At 38.6% G+C, this 19,944-nt stretch carries 22 protein-coding genes; all 22 read left to right on the top strand.

Annotated features, from left to right (window positions below; genetic code table 11):
• The first annotated feature begins 8 nt into the window (after nucleotides 1–8).
• Nucleotides 9–509, top strand: coding sequence for a flagellar protein FlgN (locus tag MHI25_RS28850; protein ID WP_076301444.1), 501 nt, complete (start codon nucleotides 9–11; stop codon nucleotides 507–509).
• 54 nt (nucleotides 510–563) lie between these two features.
• A complete protein-coding gene (gene flgK, locus MHI25_RS28845; protein WP_076106998.1) occupies nucleotides 564–2,147 on the top strand; it encodes a flagellar hook-associated protein FlgK in 1,584 nt (527 codons plus the stop codon).
• A 15-nt stretch (nucleotides 2,148–2,162) separates the two neighbouring features.
• The gene (flgL, locus tag MHI25_RS28840) at nucleotides 2,163–3,080 is read left to right on the top strand and encodes a flagellar hook-associated protein FlgL (RefSeq protein WP_076205587.1); all 918 of its coding nucleotides are present in this window, start codon (nucleotides 2,163–2,165) and stop codon (nucleotides 3,078–3,080) included.
• A gap of 15 nt (nucleotides 3,081–3,095) precedes the next feature.
• Nucleotides 3,096–3,662 carry a DUF6470 family protein gene (locus tag MHI25_RS28835; protein ID WP_076123902.1) on the top strand — a complete coding sequence of 189 codons (567 nt, stop codon included), beginning with the start codon at nucleotides 3,096–3,098 and terminating at the stop codon, nucleotides 3,660–3,662.
• A gap of 108 nt (nucleotides 3,663–3,770) precedes the next feature.
• Nucleotides 3,771–4,217, top strand: coding sequence for a flagellar assembly protein FliW (locus tag MHI25_RS28830; RefSeq protein ID WP_076123900.1), 447 nt, complete (start codon nucleotides 3,771–3,773; stop codon nucleotides 4,215–4,217).
• Nucleotide 4,218: 1 nt separating this feature from the next.
• The gene (gene csrA, locus MHI25_RS28825; protein ID WP_076123898.1) at nucleotides 4,219–4,461 is read left to right on the top strand and encodes a carbon storage regulator CsrA; all 243 of its coding nucleotides are present in this window, start codon (nucleotides 4,219–4,221) and stop codon (nucleotides 4,459–4,461) included.
• Between the two features lie 245 nt (nucleotides 4,462–4,706).
• Nucleotides 4,707–5,519 carry a flagellin Hag gene (hag, locus tag MHI25_RS28820; RefSeq protein ID WP_076123896.1) on the top strand — a complete coding sequence of 271 codons (813 nt, stop codon included), beginning with the start codon at nucleotides 4,707–4,709 and terminating at the stop codon, nucleotides 5,517–5,519.
• Between the two features lie 76 nt (nucleotides 5,520–5,595).
• Nucleotides 5,596–6,120, top strand: a complete 525-nt coding sequence (locus MHI25_RS28815; RefSeq protein WP_076123894.1) for a hypothetical protein — start codon at nucleotides 5,596–5,598, stop codon at nucleotides 6,118–6,120.
• A 2-nt stretch (nucleotides 6,121–6,122) separates the two neighbouring features.
• Nucleotides 6,123–7,802: a 6-hydroxymethylpterin diphosphokinase MptE-like protein gene (locus tag MHI25_RS28810; RefSeq protein ID WP_254856997.1), complete on the top strand. Its 1,680-nt coding sequence runs from the start codon at nucleotides 6,123–6,125 to the stop codon at nucleotides 7,800–7,802.
• Between the two features lie 6 nt (nucleotides 7,803–7,808).
• Nucleotides 7,809–8,810: an NAD-dependent 4,6-dehydratase LegB gene (locus tag MHI25_RS28805; RefSeq protein ID WP_340394693.1), complete on the top strand. Its 1,002-nt coding sequence runs from the start codon at nucleotides 7,809–7,811 to the stop codon at nucleotides 8,808–8,810.
• Nucleotides 8,807–9,958 carry a LegC family aminotransferase gene (locus MHI25_RS28800; protein ID WP_076123888.1) on the top strand — a complete coding sequence of 384 codons (1,152 nt, stop codon included), beginning with the start codon at nucleotides 8,807–8,809 and terminating at the stop codon, nucleotides 9,956–9,958. The genes MHI25_RS28805 and MHI25_RS28800 overlap by 4 nt, the downstream gene beginning before the upstream one ends.
• 15 nt (nucleotides 9,959–9,973) lie before the next feature.
• The gene (gene neuC, locus MHI25_RS28795) at nucleotides 9,974–11,104 is read left to right on the top strand and encodes a UDP-N-acetylglucosamine 2-epimerase (RefSeq protein ID WP_076123886.1); all 1,131 of its coding nucleotides are present in this window, start codon (nucleotides 9,974–9,976) and stop codon (nucleotides 11,102–11,104) included.
• Nucleotides 11,101–12,180 (top strand): N-acetylneuraminate synthase, encoded by a 1,080-nt coding sequence (gene neuB, locus MHI25_RS28790; RefSeq protein ID WP_076123884.1) that lies wholly within the window; start codon nucleotides 11,101–11,103, stop codon nucleotides 12,178–12,180. Before neuC ends, neuB begins: the two co-directional genes overlap by 4 nt.
• Nucleotides 12,173–12,796 (top strand): acetyltransferase, encoded by a 624-nt coding sequence (locus tag MHI25_RS28785; protein ID WP_076182097.1) that lies wholly within the window; start codon nucleotides 12,173–12,175, stop codon nucleotides 12,794–12,796. The genes neuB and MHI25_RS28785 overlap by 8 nt, the downstream gene beginning before the upstream one ends.
• Before the next feature lie 4 nt (nucleotides 12,797–12,800).
• Nucleotides 12,801–13,850, top strand: a complete 1,050-nt coding sequence (locus tag MHI25_RS28780) for a nucleotidyltransferase family protein (protein ID WP_076123880.1) — start codon at nucleotides 12,801–12,803, stop codon at nucleotides 13,848–13,850.
• On the top strand, nucleotides 13,847–14,533 hold the full coding sequence (locus tag MHI25_RS28775; RefSeq protein WP_076123878.1) for an acylneuraminate cytidylyltransferase family protein: 687 nt from the start codon (nucleotides 13,847–13,849) through the stop codon (nucleotides 14,531–14,533). Before MHI25_RS28780 ends, MHI25_RS28775 begins: the two co-directional genes overlap by 4 nt.
• A gap of 303 nt (nucleotides 14,534–14,836) precedes the next feature.
• The gene (locus tag MHI25_RS28770) at nucleotides 14,837–15,226 is read left to right on the top strand and encodes a flagellar protein FlaG (RefSeq protein ID WP_076123876.1); all 390 of its coding nucleotides are present in this window, start codon (nucleotides 14,837–14,839) and stop codon (nucleotides 15,224–15,226) included.
• A gap of 16 nt (nucleotides 15,227–15,242) precedes the next feature.
• A complete protein-coding gene (fliD, locus tag MHI25_RS28765) occupies nucleotides 15,243–16,802 on the top strand; it encodes a flagellar filament capping protein FliD (RefSeq protein ID WP_081393510.1) in 1,560 nt (519 codons plus the stop codon).
• Nucleotides 16,803–16,821: 19 nt separating this feature from the next.
• Nucleotides 16,822–17,229, top strand: a complete 408-nt coding sequence (gene fliS / locus MHI25_RS28760) for a flagellar export chaperone FliS (protein ID WP_340394692.1) — start codon at nucleotides 16,822–16,824, stop codon at nucleotides 17,227–17,229.
• Nucleotides 17,222–17,557 carry a flagellar protein FliT gene (locus MHI25_RS28755; RefSeq protein ID WP_076301432.1) on the top strand — a complete coding sequence of 112 codons (336 nt, stop codon included), beginning with the start codon at nucleotides 17,222–17,224 and terminating at the stop codon, nucleotides 17,555–17,557. The genes fliS and MHI25_RS28755 overlap by 8 nt, the downstream gene beginning before the upstream one ends.
• Nucleotides 17,558–17,791: 234 nt before the next feature.
• On the top strand, nucleotides 17,792–17,989 hold the full coding sequence (locus MHI25_RS28750) for a cold shock domain-containing protein (protein WP_019915069.1): 198 nt from the start codon (nucleotides 17,792–17,794) through the stop codon (nucleotides 17,987–17,989).
• 316 nt (nucleotides 17,990–18,305) lie between these two features.
• Nucleotides 18,306–19,739: an S-layer homology domain-containing protein gene (locus tag MHI25_RS28745; protein ID WP_340394691.1), complete on the top strand. Its 1,434-nt coding sequence runs from the start codon at nucleotides 18,306–18,308 to the stop codon at nucleotides 19,737–19,739.
• Nucleotides 19,740–19,944 lie beyond the last annotated feature (205 nt).

Genomic DNA, 19,944 nt, shown 5'->3' with positions numbered 1-19,944 from the left:
AAACATCCATGGCATTGACGACATTAATAGAACTATTGGAGCGGCTAGATGGAGTGCATAATCAAATGCTGGATCTGGCCGCTGAGAAGAAACAGACGATTATGGATAACAAGGTGGATGCGTTAATAGACATCCTTAACCGTGAGTCCAAGCTAATGAAGGTAATTGGGCAGCTCGAGGAAGAGCGAATATTAGCCGCATATACCGTTTTGCAAGGCGTGGGTATTCGTTCCAACCTGAACCTGAACCTAACGGAGCTGTCCAGGCTTATATTTGACCCTGAAGACAAGGCACGACTGCTGCATATTCAGCAGAAGCTTTCGGGCACTTTACATCGCCTGAAAGAAGCCAATGACCTAAATCAGAAGCTGATAGAGCAGTCGCTTACATTTATAGATTATTCTTTGGATCTGTTGGTCGGAAGACCAAATCAGGATATCACTTATCATCGTCCGTCCGACAAAGGCAACAACGTAAATCGGTCGGGGATTTTTGATGCACGAGGTTAGAATTGTACTGATGAAGTGTTCTGCCGGAGCAGAACATAAGGAGGAGTAAGAAGCATGACATCCACATTTCACTCGATAGAGACGGCGAGACGCAGCCTTTTTACTCAGACCGCAGCTCTTAATACAACTGGACACAATATCGCTAATGCGAATACCGAAGGTTATACTCGTCAACGTGTTAATATGCAAGCCTCTTTACCTATAGAAGCGTACGGATTGTTAAAATCTACCGTTCCAGGTCAAATGGGTACAGGGGTGGAATTCTCATCTATCGATCGGATTCGAGAAATGTTTCTGGATGATCAGTACCGTGGTGAGAACGCTGCTTTCGGCAACTGGAGTCTTCAAGCAGATACGCTCTCTAAGCTGGAAGCTATCGTTAATGAGCCATCGGATACAGGCATTCGTACAGTTCTGGATAACTTCTGGAAATCGTGGTCGGATCTAAGTAAGAACCCTGAAGATCCAACGGCCCGTAAGATTGTAGTGCAAACTGCACAATCTTTGACGGATGCTATGAACTATATGAGCACGCAACTGAATAATCTGGAGCGGGATCTAACCACTAATATAGATGTTAAGGCAAAAGAAGCTCAGGGTTACCTGACCGCGATCGCAGATCTAAATAAATCGATCTATAAGATTGAGGGTATGGGGGATCATGCGAACGATCTACGTGATCAACGCGACTTGATGGCGGACAAGCTCTCCAAAATTGCTAATATTACTGTTGTAGAGACGGAAGCGGGTTATAACATTTCTTTGGGTGGACAACCTCTCGTAGAGGGTGGAGAAGTAACTGCAACCGTAGATGGCGCGTTTCTTAATAATGCTTATGCCTCCGGAACTTTGAAGGGCGGCGAGGCTTACGGAATGATTTTTTCCAATAATACCTATGTTGCCGATTACAAGAAACAGCTCAATGATTTGGCGAGCACTATTGCTACAGGTGACGTTGAAATTACAGTGCCAGCTGGCTCCAATCTTCCTGAGGGCACAGTGTTGACTAGTGATGCCAAGATTACACAAGCTGACGGTACCGTAGTTACTCTGACCGCTGGTCAGGCCATGCCTAAGGGCGCAACAATGTATGAGGACGCCAAGACCATTGTCAAAGGGTTAAACGGACTTCACAAGTTAGGTTACGCGATGGATGGAAGCGTCGGACGCGATTTCTTTGTAACATCAGGTGAGGCTGGAACGATCAAACTGAATCCGGAAATTGCAGCTGACGTAAACCTATTTGCAACTTCGTTACGTACAACTGTTGATGCGAATGGAAATACGCAAGTCGTTAAAGGAAATAACACCTTGGCGCTTCTATTGACGAACTTGAAGGATAGTAAATTTACTAAGCCAGACGGTAGTGTGAGCAACACTGTTGGTGGGCTTTTCAGCTCTATGGTTGGTCAGCTGGGTATTCAATCCCAAGAGGCTGCACGTCAGACGGATAACTCAGATTATCTCGTAGAGCAAGTTAACTCCCGTCGTCAATCAGTCAGCGGTGTATCCCTAGATGAAGAAATGTCGAATATGCTAGTATTCCAGCATGCTTATAGTGCCGCAGCGCGTTTTATGACTACTTTTGATGAACTGCTCGACAAATTGATCAATTCCACCGGCACAGTCGGCAGATAAAAGGAGATATAGCGTATGTTGAGAGTAACCTCTAACATGATGAATTCACAGCTTCTGCTTAACTTAAACCGTAATGCACGTACGATGAACGATACACAGTTACAGCTTTCTAGCGGACGCAAGATCAATAAGCCTTCCGATGATCCGGTAGGAATCACGTATTCCCTGCGCTATCGTGCGGAGCTTTCCTCTAATGAACAATATACTAAGAATGTAGATAGCGCTCTTTCGTGGCTAGATTATAATGATACAGTTCTAGGTCAAGCTGGAGATGTTGTTCAAAAAATCCGTGAATTGACAGTACAAGCAGGGACAGGAACTAATCCGCAGTCCGCACTTGATAGTATCAATTCAGAAGTGTTGCAATTGAAAGAACAGCTTGTGGATATTGCTAACAGCACACTAAATGGTAAATATATCTTTAATGGTGAACAATACAATACCAAACCTTATGATTTTGCTAAAGGTGCAGATGGTACCTATGATGTAACTAAGCCGATTACTACAGATACTGGGCAGATTCAGTTTATTGTAGGTGAGGGTGTACGTATGCCTATTAGTACTAGTGGCAATGACGTGTTTGGCAGAACAGGTGAAGCGGATAATTTATTTACCATTATTAATAATATTTCCGGTGCCTTACAATCGGGTGATATTACTGCAGTTTCTAATCAACTTGCAAATATTGATACGCGCATGGATAACCTATTAACGGTCCGTTCAGAAATAGGAGCTAAGACCAATCGGGTAGAACTAATGCAGGAGCGTTTGAGCGATTTAAATATCAATCTTACCGATTTGCAGGCCAAGACGGAAGATGCTGATTACGAAGGTTTGATTATGCAGTCGAAGATTCAAGAAAATATATATAACGCCTCATTATCTGTAGGTGCAAAGATTATATCTACAACTCTCGTGGACTTTATCAGATAACGGAGGTGGTTTTCATTGCTTCAGCCGATATTGCAAATCCGTCAGACGCCTGCTGTGATTGGGATTGATGCTGATCCGGGCACCTATTCGATTTCTCAGCCTAAAGCTGAAGTCAATGTAACAACGACACCGGGACAACTAACGGTTAAATCCACTCGGCCTGAGCTTACCATAGATCAATCTCGTGCATGGGCAGCCTATAATGGTGGCAATATGTTTGATATGAACAAACGTATCTATTCTGGCATCCAGCAGCTTTATCTTCAGGGTATCGCCAAAAAGGTTGAGCAGGGGAATCGAATGGCAGAGTTTTTTAAACCAGGTAATACGATTGCAGAAGTGTATGGCACAGATACGGAACCTAATTCATTTCCTGAGACTCGTGGGCCAGCATCATATGATAATGTCGATATTCACTTTGAGACTAGAGCTCCTCAAATTAATTTTCGGGCCGCCCATGTTGACGTACAGGTGGAAAAACGTAATCCTGAGATTGAATATACCCGAGGTAAGTTAAATATATATATGCAGCAATATGCAACCATAAAGTTTTTTTTACCTGAAGTTAACGTTCAATTGTAGGTCTTTAAAGCTATAGATGTGCTGGGAAGCGCCTCTATAGCTTTTGTGCTATAAATAGTTTGGTAGTAGTATTTTTATAATGCTAGTTATTTTGAGGAGTGAACAACTTTGATTATAGAAACATTATCTTGGGGCGAGATCGATGTAGATGAGGAACAGTTATATCATTTCCCTAAAGGATTACCCGGTTTTGATGAAGAAACAGACTTCGCTTTAATTGCTGTGGAAGAGACACCTTTTTGGTACTTACAGTCTATGAAGGAAAAGGGACTGTCCTTTTTGCTAAGTGACCCATTTGTATTTTATCCATCTTATGAGTTTGATCTTCCAGATGATGAAGCGGACGAGCTAGGGATCGACAAACAGATTGTCGTTCGTTGTATTATTACTCTGAAGGAACAAGCTGATCAGTCTACGATTAATCTCCTTGCACCCATTGTATTGAATCCAGTGAAGCATTCCGGGAAACAGATCGTTCTGCATACAGCTCCTTATCATACGAAGCATAGCCTTCTGCAGGAACAGTCGGTTATCGATGGAAAGGATGGTGTGTGATATGCTGGTACTTACTCGCAAAAAAGGCGAATCCATCGTTATTCAGGACCAGATAGAGTTGACGATCCTAAGTGTGGAAGGTGATACAGTAAAGGTAGGCATCTCGGCGCCTAAGCATGTCGATATTCTGCGTAAAGAAGTATACCTTTCTATTCAAGAGGCTAATCGTGAGTCTGTTGCTCCTTTACAGACTGATTTGAATGCCTTGATCCATCGATTTCTTGGAGAAAAAAAGAACGATTAACAGACATGTTTTTAATCGTAGAAACTGAAACCTAGAGCTGCTCAAATGCAGACTTAGGTTTTTTTATTTGGTTTGATTATGTTTTTTGAGAAAAATTTTAAAAAAACATCGAAATACTCTAAACTGTTGGGCGTACGCCGTCGATATATGTAGTAGACGCTGAACCTGCAGGGCGGCCGACCTTAAAGGTTTAGCGTTTACCACATGGATGTGGAACTAACTTAATTTCAGGGAGGAAATATCAAATGATTATCAACCACAATATCGCTGCAATGAACACACACCGTCAGTTGGGTGTAAACACTGCTGCAACTAGCAAAAACATTGAAAAATTGTCTTCAGGTCTTCGTATTAACCGTGCAGGTGATGATGCAGCTGGTCTAGCAATCTCCGAAAAAATGCGTGGACAAATTCGTGGCTTGGATCAAGCTACTCGTAACGCTCAAGATGGTATCTCGTTGATTCAAACAGCTGAGGGTGCATTGAATGAAACTCACTCCATCCTGCAACGTATGCGTGAGTTAGCAGTACAATCTTCGAATGATACGAATACTGATGCCGATCGTACAGAGCTTCAAAAAGAAGTTACAGCTCTTACAGCTGAAATTGATCGCATTTCTACTACTACAGAATTCAATACTCAAAACTTGCTTGACGGTAAGTTTACAGGTAAACAAATTCATATCGGTGCGAACGCTGGACAAACCTTGTCAGTAAAAATCTCAACTATGGGATCTAAAGCTCTCGGAATTAGTGGTTTGAGCTTGTCTAAACAAACTTCAGCGAATAAAGCAATTACTGCAATTGCTAAGGCAATTTCACGTGTATCAGCACAACGCTCATCTTTGGGTGCGATTCAAAACCGCTTGGAACACACAATTAACAACTTGGGTACATCTTCTGAAAACTTATCGGCTGCTGAATCCCGTATTCGTGACGTTGATATGGCTAAAGAAATGATGAACCAAACTAAGAACTCTATCTTAGCTCAAGCAGCACAAGCAATGTTGGCTCAAGCCAACCAACAACCTCAAGGGGTTCTTCAACTTCTTAGATAATAGTTTGAGTTAAGATTATAATGAGGTAGATGGCGTAACCGCTATCTACCTTGTTTGCTAATGAGGAGAATGAAAAATGATCTATTATATTAATGGAGAAAAGTTCAACCAGAAGGAAAACCTCCAAGAAACTTATCAAGATTTGGTTTTATATCTAAATCAAATTTCATCAATCATTGTGAATAATGCGGGAGAACCTCTCGATGAATTGGATATAAAGGATCTTTTAAAGGGAAATAACAATCTAATTTTTGAAACAAAGTTGATTATAGATCATGAACAAGAAGTACTTTTAAACGTCTACCAGTTTTCAAAAGAACTTTTATTAACAATTGAGAACTTGAATTTGAAAAGCAATGAAGATATATTGTCAGCGTTTTCTGAGTTGTCTTCCACATTATTAGAGTTATCGAATGTGGATAGTTATTTTAATCTCAATAAGATTAATAAGGCGAGTATAGAATTAACTGTGAGACAAGCAGAAGAAAAAATAGTGGAAAATGATTACTCATCTGTTGTTGAGATTATCGAACTAATCTACTCAGAATGGATTGAGGATTTTATAGAGGAATTAGAAACCAGAAAGGGAATCATTCATTGAGCATGTATGAAATAATAAATGGAACAGCCGATGATGGAAGTCAGATATATATTTATAAATCAGATTGTGTAAATATTCCATTAAATTCTAAAATCTCTCCTAAGAGAGAAATAGCTAAACTTTTAAAAAAAGAAATATCAGAGAAAAATAAAATTACATTTGTAATAGGCATTGGAAATGGTGAGATTGTTGAAACGCTTCATTCAGTCTATCAAGATATTCCGAAGGTAATTATAATTGAGCCCTTTCAAGAAGTTAAATTGAACAATGTCACATTAAATGAAATAAAAAAAAGTAAAAATATTGAATTTTATTATTTGAAAGATTTACTGCCAATAATGATAACTTCTATTTTAGAACAATTTAGAGGACTTTCTTCGCAAATAATTATTCATCCTAAGTATGACCAAACTGATTCGGTACTTATAAATGATACTCTAAAACTAATAGAAAAAAGCTTGAGCTTGTATGTAATCAATAATAATACAGTGAATTTTTTTAAAAAAAATTGGATCATAGAGCCTATACTAAACTTAGTATACACCTATGAAATGGATCCTATAGATAAGTTGTTGGGCGAGTTTCGAGGAAAAGGAGCTATATTAGTCGCTTCTGGCCCTTCTTTAACGGATAATATAGATTTTATCAAAAAAGCAAAAGATCATATGTATGTTTTTTGTGTAGGATCTGCTTTAAGGGCGTTGATGAAATATGATATTCATCCTGATTTTGTTGTTTCTATTGACGCTAGTTTAACAAATTATGAAGCTCACTTCAAAGGACTAGAGTATAAAGGTATTGCAATATTTGATACTATGACACATCATTTGATTGTGGAAAACCATCAGGGTCCTGCTCTGAAAATGTTAAGTGAGATGGATGGTATTACGGGAAGTTTATTTCCTGAAATGACTCGATTTATATCTGTTGCTTCGGTCGCTATCTCTACCTTAAACCTAACACATCAACTTGGATTTGAAGAAGTCTATTTAATTGGGCAGGATTTATCCTTTATTGATAAGAAATACTATGCCGAAGGTATAACAATACATGAAGGAGTTAGGATAGAAGAGGAATTATGGGTAGATAGTAATGATGGGCGAAAGGTTTTAACTTCTGAAACACTATACGCACAGATAGATTCATTCAATCAATTAACGAATCTTATAAAGGATCATATCAAAATTTATAATGTTTCGGCAAAAGGTGCAAAGATTAACCACGTTCCATATATCCCTTCTGAAAAAATTAATTACCAGAGGTTTGAAAAAAATGTTTCTTTTAATGTTAATGAAAACATAACGAAAGTCATTGGGAAAGAAAAAGCAATTGATGTAATAAAAAATCTATATCAAATTCTTGATGTGGTAAAAGTAGAAGAAAGAAAAATGAAAAAAATACGTGAAAATATAGTTAATATTTCCGATATAAGAACGTTGTTGAAAAGCGTGAAGAAGTTAAGAAAAGAGCCGCTCGTTGAAGGTTCTTTATTAAATCAGCTGATAGACGATGTTCAAAGAATAAGTAATCATTTTGAATACAATTATAATGAGACACAGACTACAAATGATCAAAGAAAAGAAATGAGAGATAGTATTCACGTGTTATTTATAAAACTAAAGAAATATTTAGAACTATTATTAAACGATGATGAGATTCAAAAGTTTTATTCTAAAGGGTGAATGTAAATGAAGAATAAGGTATTAATAACAGGAGCGGACGGATTCATCGGCTCACATTTAGTAGAAGAACTTATACGCCAGGGATATGATGTACGAGCTTTCGTCTATTATAACTCATTCAACTCGTGGGGATGGCTTGACTCGTTATCAGGTGATGTTAAGAGAGAGTTAGATGTATTTTCAGGTGATATTCGTGATCCACATGGAGTAAAAGAAGCTATGAAGGGGTGCAATATGGTTTTGCATCTGGCCTCGTTAATTGCAATTCCTTATTCCTACCATTCTCCAGATACGTATGTAGATACAAATATAAAAGGAACATTAAATATACTTCAAGCAGCACGAGAGCTTGGTGTTTCTAAAGTAATTCATACGTCAACTAGTGAAGTATATGGAACTGCTCAATATGTACCTATTAATGAAGAACATCCTTTACAGGGACAATCACCGTATTCTGCATCGAAAATTGGTGCAGATCAAATGGCATTATCTTTTTATCGTTCGTTTGAAACGCCAGTAGCAATTATCAGACCGTTTAATACGTATGGGCCACGTCAATCTGCACGTGCTGTTATTCCGACGATTATCACACAGATTGCATCGGGTAAGGAGAAGATCAAACTGGGTGCTTTAAGTCCGACGAGAGATTTTAATTATGTTAAAGATACTGTGAGTGGGTTTATTTCAATTATGAATAGTGAAAAAGCACTTGGTGAAGTGATTAATATAGGTAGTAATTATGAAATTTCAATAGGAGACACAGTTAAGACTATTGCTGATGTAATGGACAAAAAACTTGAAATTGAAACAGATGAAGTTCGCTTTCGTCCTGAAAAAAGTGAGGTGGAACGATTGTGGGCAGATAATCAAAAAGCGAAAGAATTGCTCGGCTGGGAACCATCATACGGTGGAATAGAAGGATTTAAACGTGGATTAAAAGAGACAGTTGATTGGTTTACAGATCCCGCGAATTTATCAAAATATAAGGCAGATGCATATAACATATGAACAAGCAGTGGCAGGAAATAATTCAGGGCATAAAAGAAATTTATGGTAATAAAGACTTTATTCCCTTACATGAGCCTACCTTCAGTGACAAAGAAGTTGAGTATGCAACGGACTGTATTCGAACGGGGTGGGTCTCATCTGTTGGTAAATATGTCGATGAGTTTGAGAAGAGGCTTGTAGAATATACAGGTGTGAAGCGAGCTATTGCTGTTGTTAATGGTACTGCTGCTTTGCATATTGCGTTAAAAATTGCTGGTGTGCAGGCGAATGATGAGGTTTTTATGCCGGCGCTTACATTTATAGCAACAGCAAACGCGGTTTCTTACTTACAGGCAGTTCCTCATTTTATTGATGTTTCTGAAGAAACATTAGGCATTGATCCCAAAAAACTTGAAGAATATATTCGAGAGATTGGTGAGATACACAATAATCAGCTCATTAATAAAATGACGGGCCGTGTAATACGGGCTATAGTTCCCATGCATACATTTGGTCATCCTGTAGATATTGATCCGTTAATTGATGTTTGTAAACGGTATAATCTTGTTCTTGTCGAAGATGCAGCGGAATCACTGGGTTCTTATTATAAGGGAAAGCACACTGGGGGATTTGGCCTTGTAGGCGCGCTCAGTTTTAATGGTAACAAAATCATGACCACTGGTGGCGGTGGGGCGATATTAACGAATGACGAACAACTTGCAGACTATGCAAAACATATTACTACAACTGCCAAAATACCGCATCGTTGGGAATACCGTCATGATGAGATAGGGTATAATTACCGAATGCCCAATATTAATGCGGCTCTAGGATGTGCCCAAATTGAAAAGATGGATGTATTTCTTGCAAAAAAAAGAGTGTTAACTCAAAGTTATAAAAAGTTGTTTGAGCAAATAGATGGAGTAGAATTATTTGTAGAACCTGCATTTGGTACGAGTAATTACTGGCTTCAAACCATTATCCTTGATTCGGAGCAACACAGTCGTGATGACGTGCTAGATTTATTGAATAAGGATGGAGCAATGGCAAGGCCAATTTGGACGCCAATGAATGAGTTAACTCCTTATATGCATTGTCCAAAAGGTGATTTGACAGTGACAAATGAGCTGAATAAAAGAGTTATTAACATTCCATCGACTCCTCTTTGAAAGGGGTAATCAATCATGAATAAACGTAAAATTTGTGTTGTCACTGGAACACGATCTGAATATGGGTTGTTGTATTGGTTGATGAAAGAAATCCATTCTAATGCTGAATTGGAACTACAATTAGTTGTTACTGGGATGCATTTATCTCCTGAATTTGGCCTAACTTATAAGCAAATTGAGGAAGATGGATTTACAATTGATAAAAAAGTAGAGATACTCTTGTCATCAGATACCTCTGTAGGTGTAGTTAAATCAATTGGAATTGCAACAATAGGATTTGCGGATGTACTTGATCAATTAAAGCCTGATTTAATTGTTATCTTAGGAGATCGATTTGAAATGCTGGCTGTGTCACAGGCTGCACTAATCATCGGTATCCCGATTGCACATTTACATGGTGGAGAGTTAACCTTTGGCGCATTTGATGACTCTATTCGTCACTCTATTACGAAGTTGGCCACGTGGCATTTCACTAGTACCGAAGAACATAAACAACGAGTAATTCAACTTGGTGAATCACCAGATCGAGTGTGGAATGTTGGTGCGTTAGGAATTGAAAATATTTTGAAAGTGCCACTTTTATCAAAAGATGAGCTATACAATCAGTTAAGTCTTGATAAAAACAAGTCACTTTTGCTTATTACATATCATCCTGAAACACATGGAGATAGGGATGGAATTCATCCGTTATTAAGGGCTTTAAGTGAATATACAAATGTGAACTTGCTCTTTACAAAAGCGAATGCCGATAATGGTGGACGTTATATTAACGAAGAGATCGAAAAATATACTAAACAAAATGAGACTGCCTTCTTGTTTGATTCGCTAGGGCAATTGCGGTACTTGAGTGCAGTTAAACATGCTGAATCTGTTATTGGTAATTCATCCAGTGGGCTTATTGAAGTCCCCTATCTACAAACGCCTACTGTAAATTGTGGTAATAGACAGGCGGGGAGACATAGACCGTCATCGGTTTTTGATGTTGAGTTAGACGAAGAATCTATTAAAAATGGCATTGAACAAGCTCTGCAATATGCTGGGCCGTATGAACAGCTCTTTGGTGATGGAAATGCTTCTCGCAAAATAGTGGAAATTCTTAAAGATATACCTTCCTATTTGATTCAGAAGGAGTTTTATGACTTATGAACAATCAAGTATATATAATCGCCGAAGCTGGTGTAAATCATAATGGTTCTCTTGATCTTGCTTTTAGACTAGTTGACGCAGCAGTGCTAGCTGGAGTAGATGCGGTAAAATTTCAAACCTATAAGACAGAAAATCTTGTCACCAAAAATGCAAAACAGGCAGAGTATCAAGTGGAGAACATTGGAGAAGAGACCTCACAATTTGCAATGTTAAAGAATCTAGAACTTTCGTATGAAGAGTTTTTCCAAATTAAGGCTTATTGCGATGAGAAAAAAATCGAATTTTTATCTACACCCTTTGATCGTGAAAGTATCGATTTTTTAGTAGATGAACTCGCGATTCGTACTGTGAAAATTTCGTCTGGTGAATTAACAAACACACCGTTCGTTCATTATATTGCTACAAAACGTAAACCAATAATTTTATCAACAGGTATGGCAACTATTGAGGATATACATGAATCTTTGTCCTTCATTGCCTACGGTCTGGCGTATCCAACAGATGAAGTGAAAATAGAAGCTGTGCAAAAGTTTTACCCCTCCTCTGAGGCAAAGAAGTGGTTGAAGGATTATGTAACGGTATTGCACTGTACAACTGAATATCCAACTCCATACGGAGATATTAATTTGCAGGCGATTGATCATTTAACAAGAGAGACCCAATTAGATGTGGGGTTATCTGATCATTCAGAGGGGATATACGTGCCTGTAGCTGCGGTTGCCCGTGGTGCTCAGGTTATTGAAAAACATTTTACAACAAGTAGGCTGTTGCCCGGTCCAGACCACCTCGCATCCTTAGAGCCAGATGAATTACAAGAGATGGTGAAGGCAATCCGCATTATTGAACTCTCATTAGGAGATGGAAATAAAAAGCCAACTATCAAAGAGCAGACAAATCAAATCGCTGCTCGTAAAAGCTTAGTAGCTGCGAAGTCAATTATGATTGGAGATACTATTACTAAAGAAAATTTAACTGTCAAAAGACCGGGAAGTGGTATGGCTCCTTCGCAATATTGGTCACTAATCGGTAAAAAGGCATCGAAAAGCTATAGTGAAGATGAGCTAATTGATGAGTAAGCCTGTCATCCTTATTGGAAACGGTGGCCACGCAGCGGTTATAACTGATATTCTGTTACAGCAAAAACGTTCAATTATGGGTTTCACAGCACCGGAAAAACAAGAGAATCGTTTTGGACTTTCATATCTTGGCACAGATAAAGTCATTGACTCATACAATATTTCTGATATTGAACTTGTACTTTGTTTAGGTTCTATTGGAGTACCTTATATTAGAGCGGATATATTTCAGCAATTTAAAACAAAGGGTTATACATTTTCCTCAGTCATTCATCGAAATGCAATTATTTCTCCTTACTCAAAATTAGGTGAGGGTGTGCAAATTATGGCGAGTGCTGTTATTGAATCTTTTGCAAGTGTTGCCGATAATACTATTATAAACACATCTTCAAGTATCAACCACGACTGCTCAGTTGGAAGTAGTTCTCACATTGCGCCGGGAGTTACACTTTCTGGAAACGTGATAGTCGGTGATTTAACACATATTGGAGCAGGATCGACAATTATTCAAAACGTTCAGATTGGAAGTCAAGTAATAATTGGAGCAGGATCGCTAGTTTTGCAGACGATAAGGGATAGAAGCAAGGCATACGGAACTCCCGCTAAGGAAGTGTAGAATAATGACAAAGTGGAGAAAAATTTTGATAAGCCCTCAAGTAACGATTTTGCAAACTATGAAATTAATTGATGATTCTGCATTACAATTCGCAATAGTCGTAGATGAAAACAGGTGTATACTTGGGACCGTTACAGATGGCGACATTCGCCGAGGACTCTTAAAGGGTTTATCTTTAGATACTTCAATTCAAAAAGTCATGAATGAAACTCCTATATACGAAAACGCTGGAAAGAAGCAGTTTTATTATAAAGAAGTAATGAAAAAGCTGAAATTAAAGCAACTGCCGATTGTAAATCAAGAAAAGCAGATTCTTGATGTTATTTTTGTGGATAATATAGTAGAAACGTCGCAAAAAGAAAATACCGTTATATTAATGGCTGGCGGTCTTGGGACGAGACTTCGTCCTTTGACGGATCATGTGCCGAAACCTATGTTGAAAGTTGGAGACAAACCTATTTTAGAAACAATTATTGAAAGTTTTAAAGGTTTTGGATTTACTAATTTCATTTTGTCGGTAAATTATAAGAAGGAAATAATTAAAGATTATTTTCAAGATGGATCTCATCTCGATGTAAATATATCATATATAGAAGAAACAAAGAGGCTCGGTACAGCAGGTGCATTGTCACTTATAGTGGAGAAGCCCGACCATCCTTTTTTTGTGATGAATGGAGATCTTTTGACTAAAGTTAACTATGAGCAACTACTCAATTTTCATAGTGAAACCAATTCTGTTGCGACAATGTGTGTAAGGGAGTATGAGTATCAGATACCATATGGTGTTTTAGAGATGGAGAATCACCGCTTGTTATCGATTGAAGAAAAACCGATTCATAAAAGTTTTGTTAATGCAGGTATTTATGTGTTAAGTCCTGAGGTTTTAAGTGAGATTCCTCAAAATGAATTTTATGATATGCCAGATCTTTTTAAGAAATTGATGAATGAACAAATAGACGCGTCAGCTTTTCCCTTGAGAGAGTATTGGCTTGATATAGGACGATTGGATGATTATGAAAAGGCTAACTATGAATTTTATGGAGGCTTAGTATGATAAAAAATAAAAAAATACTAGCCATTATCCCCGCACGCGGTGGCTCAAAAGGGCTTCCAAGAAAAAATATTCGTGAATTAGCAGGGAAACCTTTGATTGCATGGACGATAGAGGCTGGGCGAAAATCTAAATATATAGATAGGTTAATTGTATCATCAGAAGACTCCGAAATAATCGAAGTAGCAAAGGAATATGGAGCAGAGATCCCTTTTGTTCGCCCGAAGCATCTTGCAGAGGATGAATCCTTAGGATTGGATCCGGTGTTTCATGCATTGGGAGAGTTGCCTGGCTATGATATTGTAGTTCTACTACAACCGACATCACCATTGCGCTTAACTGAGGATATTGATGCTTGTATTGAACAACTAATAGTTTCAGGGGTACCTGCATGCGTCAGTATGACAGAGACAGAAATATTACCCTATTGGATGTATACTTTGCAAGATAGTGGATTAATGAAACCTATTATCACAAAAAAAGAAATCGGGATTAGGCGGCAAGATTTACCACCTGTTTATATTTTGAATGGTGCAGTTTATGTTGCAGAGATAGAATGGTTGTTTAGAGCAAAGTCATTTATAACAGAAGAAACTTCAGCATTTATTATGCCTAATAGCAGATCTTATGATATTGATACCGAAGAAGACTTCTTGTTGTGTGAGTGGAAGATGAACAAGGATTAGGTATATTGTTTTTTTTGAGAGCATTATGTTTAAGAATAATATATAACTAATCACCTTTTAAGGCTTCTCTACGGAGAGGCTTGTTTTGTTTTGCTTGTTTAGTTTGAAAAATAAGCTCGCGTAAAAAACTAATAACCTTAACAATGAAACTAATATTCAGACTAGGGTCTCGGAGGCTATAAGCATTTGAAGCATAATCGAGAGAAACTTATATTTCTATATTCTCAAGGATAAGTCCTAAAGTATCCCAGAAATCAACCGATATATAGAGTATAATATGAGCGCTGTTGGAGGTCGGGGTATATGAATGTACAGTTTTCTTTATCTGCCAGTTCTATGTCTTTCGGACAAAGCAGAAATGAGGTAACATCTGGAGCTTTACCGGAGAAGGTTCAAAGTAATACGGTTACTATTCGCGATGCTAAAGATATCAGTCTGAAAGAAAAGCAAGGGGAGAATATAACCGTTGCTGAGGAACAGCTTATTCGTACGATTGAGCGAGCAGTGAAATCTCTACAGGGTCCCCAAACCGCACTAGCAATCAGCATCCACGAGAAAACGCATGATATTATTGTAAAAGTGCTTAATAAGGAAACCGGAGAACTTATTCGTGAAGTACCACCAGAGAAGACTCTGGATTTAGTAGCTAAAATGATGGAAATTGCAGGTATTCTTGTAGACGAAAAAATATAATGTAGGGGGTACTAATTTGGTTACAAGAATTAATGGGTTTTCAGGGATGGACATAGATAGTATGGTCAAGAGTATGATGGCCGTCAAGCGTGTCCCACTGGACAAACTATACCAACAAAAAGAAATTTTGAATTGGACCAGAGATAGCTACCGTGAAATCAGTAGTAAACTATATGACTTTCGAATTAATAAGTTATCGGATAAATATAATTTATCATCTGCATTAAACTCAAATAAAGCTGTTGTTACTGGTAATACCAGTGCAGTCAAAGCCGAGTCGACATCCACCGCTAACGGAATAGATATGGATGTCACAGTAAAGCAGTTAGCAACCAGTACTACGTTAGAGACAAATGGAGTAGGGCTAAATAAAACTGGGAAAACAACACTGGCAGAACTTGTAACAGGTAAAGCTTTTAACGATCTTACTGATGCAGAAAAGGAAAAAGATTATACTCTAAATATTAACGGCGTTAGCTTCAGTAGCGTGAATGATGCAACGAAATCTTTATTTACTGGAGCTACGTCTATTTCTACTTTAGTATCAACAATTAATGCTGACAGTAAAGCCGGTGTTATCGCAAGTTTTGATGAGATCACAGGGAAATTGATTATTCGATCTAAGACAAGTGGTGCTCCGAGTAATGATCCGACAAGTATGGATGGGAAAATAGTATTAGGAGCAGATAACACCATACTTAGTAATGTTTTTAATGGTATAAAGCAATATACCAATCAAGATGGAAGTTTGACGGACACAAAACCTGGATTAGACGCTGTTATCAGCATAAATGGTTCTAGCGACATAAAACAAAAGAGTAATACGTTCACTATAAATGGAGTACAACTTACATTGCTTGCTGAAACTGGTGGGAACGGAACAACCAAGATCAGTAATCAATCTGATCCAGATAATGCTATCAAAAATATAAAAAGTTTTATTGAAGATTATAACAGTCTACTTGAATTGTTTAACAAGAAAGTGAATGAAGCTAAATATAGTGATTTCACTCCTCTTACTGATGAGCAAAAGAAGGAAATGAAAGAAAGTGAAATTCTAACTTGGACTCAGAAGGCTCAGAGCGGGCTTCTTAAAAATGATGACATCTTAAGATCAACCATATCGTCCATGCGTATGGTTATCTCTGAAAAAATGGGTAAACTAAGTGAGTTGGGCATTACAACGGGGAATTATTCTGAGGGCGGAAAATTAATAATTAATGAAGCGAAACTCAAATTAGCGATTAGTAATAATCCTCAAAGTGTAATAGATTTATTCCAAGGTTCTGCTAGTGAACCAAATGAGGGGCTTTTTGATAAATTGGGAGATACATTGGCTAAACCATTGGAAAGTATCTCTATACGTGCAGGTACTAACAAGTATACTGCTGACGTCACTAGTACATTTAAAGAAGAGAGTGTTATGGGTAAAAAGCTCAAAGATTACAATACTCGAATAAACAACATGCTGACAATATTAACAAATGCTGAGACTCGTTATTATAAACAGTTTTCAGCGATGGAGACAGCTATGAATAAGCTAACGACACAATCTTCCAGTCTGTTATCCAGTTAATATAATTATTATAAAGAGGGTGAGTTTTTTGATTAGATCTCCTTATGAGACATACCGCAAGTCTTCAGTCCAAACCTCAACCCCTGCACAGTTGGTGATCATGCTGTACGACGGAGCGATCCGTTTTGTGAGAACAGCAATTGATGGACTTACAAAAAAAGACTTTGAGAAAACAAATCTTAATTTTGGGAAGGCCCAGACAATTATGAGTGAACTAATGTCTACATTAGATCATTCTTATGAAGTTTCTAAGAATTTGTTCTCACTTTATGAATATACTAATCATCTTTTAATTGAAGCCAATATTCGCAAAAGCCCAGAAAAGGCAGAAGAGGCTATTGGCTACTTAACTGAGCTTCGGGAAACTTGGCTACAAGCATCCAAAATCGCTGCAGGTCAGGGACAGGCTGAAAGTGCTCATGGATGAATTAATCCGGAGTCTGGATCAACTCACCCGGGAGATCGAAGAGCGTCTTCAAGAGACCACCTATGAGGAGATGGAGGCTTTTGTGGACGAGCGCCAGAAACTTGTCGATTCAATTGCAGAAGAAGCCAAAATTTGTCGAGCAACGCCTGCACAAAAGCAAGAAATTAATCGAATTTTGGAACATGATAATGTGATCTTAGATAGAATGAACGCTCTTCGCTTCGAAGCTCAAGACTGGCTGCAGAAGCGGAATCAGGCCAAAACACAACGCAACGCCTATGAGGCCGCCTACACCCCAGACAGTTTCCTTATGGATCGCAAAAAATAATTTATCAGTGTTTCACTATAGGAGTAGACGGGTATTAAATACCGTCTGCTCCTTTTTTTGATCATTGTACCGAATCTATTTCTTGTTTATGGAAAATTTAATAGTTTATTTTACGTGGTAAATTATTGAATGTAAACATTTTCTTTTCCAATTGACAATAAAGAAGTTACGGTGGTATAGTCGAATTGTGAGCAAGACTCACGTTCATCTGATGACGAAGGGAATGTTTAATCAATGGAAGGTAAAGTAAAATGGTTTAACGCAGAAAAAGGTTATGGTTTTATCGAGACTGCAGACGGTGGCGACGTATTCGTACACTTTTCCGCGATTCAAACTGATGGTTTCAAGACATTGGATGAAGGTCAATCCGTAGAATTCGATATCGTTGAAGGTGCACGTGGACCACAAGCAGCTAACGTAATCAAATTATAATCATCCGGCGAAGCCGACTACATATAAGTAGATGGTTAGCAATTTAGACAGCGCTAGCAGGGATCTTGGAATCTTCCAAGATCCTTTTTTTGTGCGTTCATATGTGTCTAGTATAGCCAATCCTAGTAAAGAAAATAGCCTATTTTGTAAATTCATTTTATGGAAAATGTTAGAACTCTGCAAAAGGTGGGTAATAGATATACGTTGAGCTGTTTATCTTACCTCGACACACACTATGTTAGCCTAGGTTACTACATTCACGAAGAAATTCAATATAGCCTAAGCTATCAAAACAATTAGGAGGGTGATTAGCAGGATGAAGAAGATGTGGCGCGGTCTTATGACCGGAATATTAGGTACTAGTATGTTATTGGGGTCTCTCGGCAGCGTATCTGCTGCAACTGTACCTAAGGATATTCAAGGCCACTGGGCACAAGGTCAGCTGCAGGAATGGCTAGATAGAGGTTACCTTGGAGGCTACCCAGATGGAACGGTGAAACCAAACAAAGCAATTACGCGTGGTGAGTATGTGACTATGGTAAATCGCCTGTTAGGTTTTACAACTAAAGCAACAGTAACTTTCAAAGACATGAAGAGCACAAACTGGAATTACAGTGAAGTGGCTAAAGCTGTGGAAGCTGGATATATCGGAGGATACGAGGATAATACGTTCCGTCCTAATAATCCGCTTACAAGAGAAGAAGCAGCTGTAATTACTGCAAAATTACTTAAATTGAGCACCAATACAACTTCGAACAAATTTAAAGACAATGCACAAATTGCAGCATGGGCAAAAGGTGCTGTAGCAGCCGCAGTGGAAAAGAAGATTGTTAACGGTTATCCAGATGGAACCTTTGGTCCTAAGAGATCGTTAACACGTGCCGAGGCTGTAGGTATTATCAATACTTCAGCTATCTATTATCCTGGTAGTGGCACAAGTGGTGGTGTAACACCTACACCAACTCCAACGGCTACTCCGACACCAACAGCTACACCAACACCAACTGCTGCTCCAGGTGGTAGTACGGGCGGAGGTTCTGGCGGTGGTAACGGTGGTGGAAGTAGCACAGCGCCAACAGTAAGTGGGGCAACCTACGGTAATGTTGGTTCGGTCACAGCGGATGTATACCTGACACCTTCCGTAACTGGTGCAGTATACTATGTTGTAGCTCCTTATAATGCTGATGTAACTGCTCCAACTGCATTGCAGGTGGAAAAAGGACAAATTAGTAACGGGACTGCAAGTGGTATCCATGGTAGTGTTGCGACTGTAGCTAACACATCGGTTACGTTCTCTGTTTACGGATTGAATCCTGGTACAGAATATGCAACATATATCACGCTTGCGGATGCAGCTGGTAACTTGTCTACTGTAACGACAGTTCGGTTGACTACTGCTCAAGCTACTGCTAGCTCGATTTCGCTTTTTGAGCCAGGACAAGTTAGTACAGTTACAGCAGATGTATATGTTAAATATGGTGTGACAGGTGGCACTACAACCCCAGTTAGATATGTAGTATTACCAGCAAATGATAAGGCACCTACTGCAGCGCAGATTGCTTTAGGTCAAAATGGTAGCGGTACTGCATTGGCTGCTCCATGGACTAACACGCTTACGTTTGCTCCTGGTGTAAAGCATACACAGACTTTAACTGGTTTAGCAGCAAATACTGCCTATAAGGTATATGTTATTGCAGGATCGGGTTCTCAATGGTCTCCTGTAGAAATCATTCAAATTCATACCAAATAGCCTGACCTTATGTGATTTCATTCGGAGAATATAAGAGTGGAATCCGTACTATAATAACGACAGGTTTACTTTTGGTCCGGTAGGGCGATTGGTTGCTCTCACCGGACTTGTTTTATTTGTGAACGCTATGACAACATTTGTTATCTAAATGTAAGGGCTGTAAGGAATTGCTTTTTACTTAGCGCTTACAATTTGGTATAATGAA

It is taken from the genome of Paenibacillus sp. FSL E2-0177 (assembly GCF_037992975.1).
GTDB classification, from domain to species: Bacteria; Bacillota; Bacilli; order Paenibacillales; family Paenibacillaceae; genus Paenibacillus_AQ; species Paenibacillus_AQ odorifer.
Note: the sequence above shows the minus strand (reverse complement) of the source record. Positions and strands in the feature narration are given on the sequence as shown.

Excerpts from the sequence above, each read along its gene's own strand:
- MHI25_RS28785 (WP_076182097.1), top strand. The coding sequence starts at position 12,173 with ATGAGTAAGCCTGTCATCCTTATTGGAAACGGTGGCCACGCAGCGGTT.
- MHI25_RS28780 (WP_076123880.1), top strand. The coding sequence starts at position 12,801 with ATGACAAAGTGGAGAAAAATTTTGATAAGCCCTCAAGTAACGATTTTG.
- MHI25_RS28755 (WP_076301432.1), top strand. The coding sequence starts at position 17,222 with ATGGATGAATTAATCCGGAGTCTGGATCAACTCACCCGGGAGATCGAA.
- MHI25_RS28800 (WP_076123888.1), top strand. The coding sequence starts at position 8,807 with ATGAACAAGCAGTGGCAGGAAATAATTCAGGGCATAAAAGAAATTTAT.
- MHI25_RS28775 (WP_076123878.1), top strand. The coding sequence starts at position 13,847 with ATGATAAAAAATAAAAAAATACTAGCCATTATCCCCGCACGCGGTGGC.
- flgL (WP_076205587.1), top strand. The coding sequence starts at position 2,163 with ATGTTGAGAGTAACCTCTAACATGATGAATTCACAGCTTCTGCTTAAC.
- neuB (WP_076123884.1), top strand. The coding sequence starts at position 11,101 with ATGAACAATCAAGTATATATAATCGCCGAAGCTGGTGTAAATCATAAT.
- MHI25_RS28850 (WP_076301444.1), top strand. The coding sequence starts at position 9 with ATGGCATTGACGACATTAATAGAACTATTGGAGCGGCTAGATGGAGTG.
- MHI25_RS28745 (WP_340394691.1), top strand. The coding sequence starts at position 18,306 with ATGAAGAAGATGTGGCGCGGTCTTATGACCGGAATATTAGGTACTAGT.
- MHI25_RS28810 (WP_254856997.1), top strand. The coding sequence starts at position 6,123 with ATGTATGAAATAATAAATGGAACAGCCGATGATGGAAGTCAGATATAT.
- hag (WP_076123896.1), top strand. The coding sequence starts at position 4,707 with ATGATTATCAACCACAATATCGCTGCAATGAACACACACCGTCAGTTG.
- csrA (WP_076123898.1), top strand. The coding sequence starts at position 4,219 with ATGCTGGTACTTACTCGCAAAAAAGGCGAATCCATCGTTATTCAGGAC.
- neuC (WP_076123886.1), top strand. The coding sequence starts at position 9,974 with ATGAATAAACGTAAAATTTGTGTTGTCACTGGAACACGATCTGAATAT.
- MHI25_RS28815 (WP_076123894.1), top strand. The coding sequence starts at position 5,596 with ATGATCTATTATATTAATGGAGAAAAGTTCAACCAGAAGGAAAACCTC.
- flgK (WP_076106998.1), top strand. The coding sequence starts at position 564 with ATGACATCCACATTTCACTCGATAGAGACGGCGAGACGCAGCCTTTTT.
- MHI25_RS28750 (WP_019915069.1), top strand. The coding sequence starts at position 17,792 with ATGGAAGGTAAAGTAAAATGGTTTAACGCAGAAAAAGGTTATGGTTTT.
- MHI25_RS28805 (WP_340394693.1), top strand. The coding sequence starts at position 7,809 with ATGAAGAATAAGGTATTAATAACAGGAGCGGACGGATTCATCGGCTCA.
- MHI25_RS28770 (WP_076123876.1), top strand. The coding sequence starts at position 14,837 with ATGAATGTACAGTTTTCTTTATCTGCCAGTTCTATGTCTTTCGGACAA.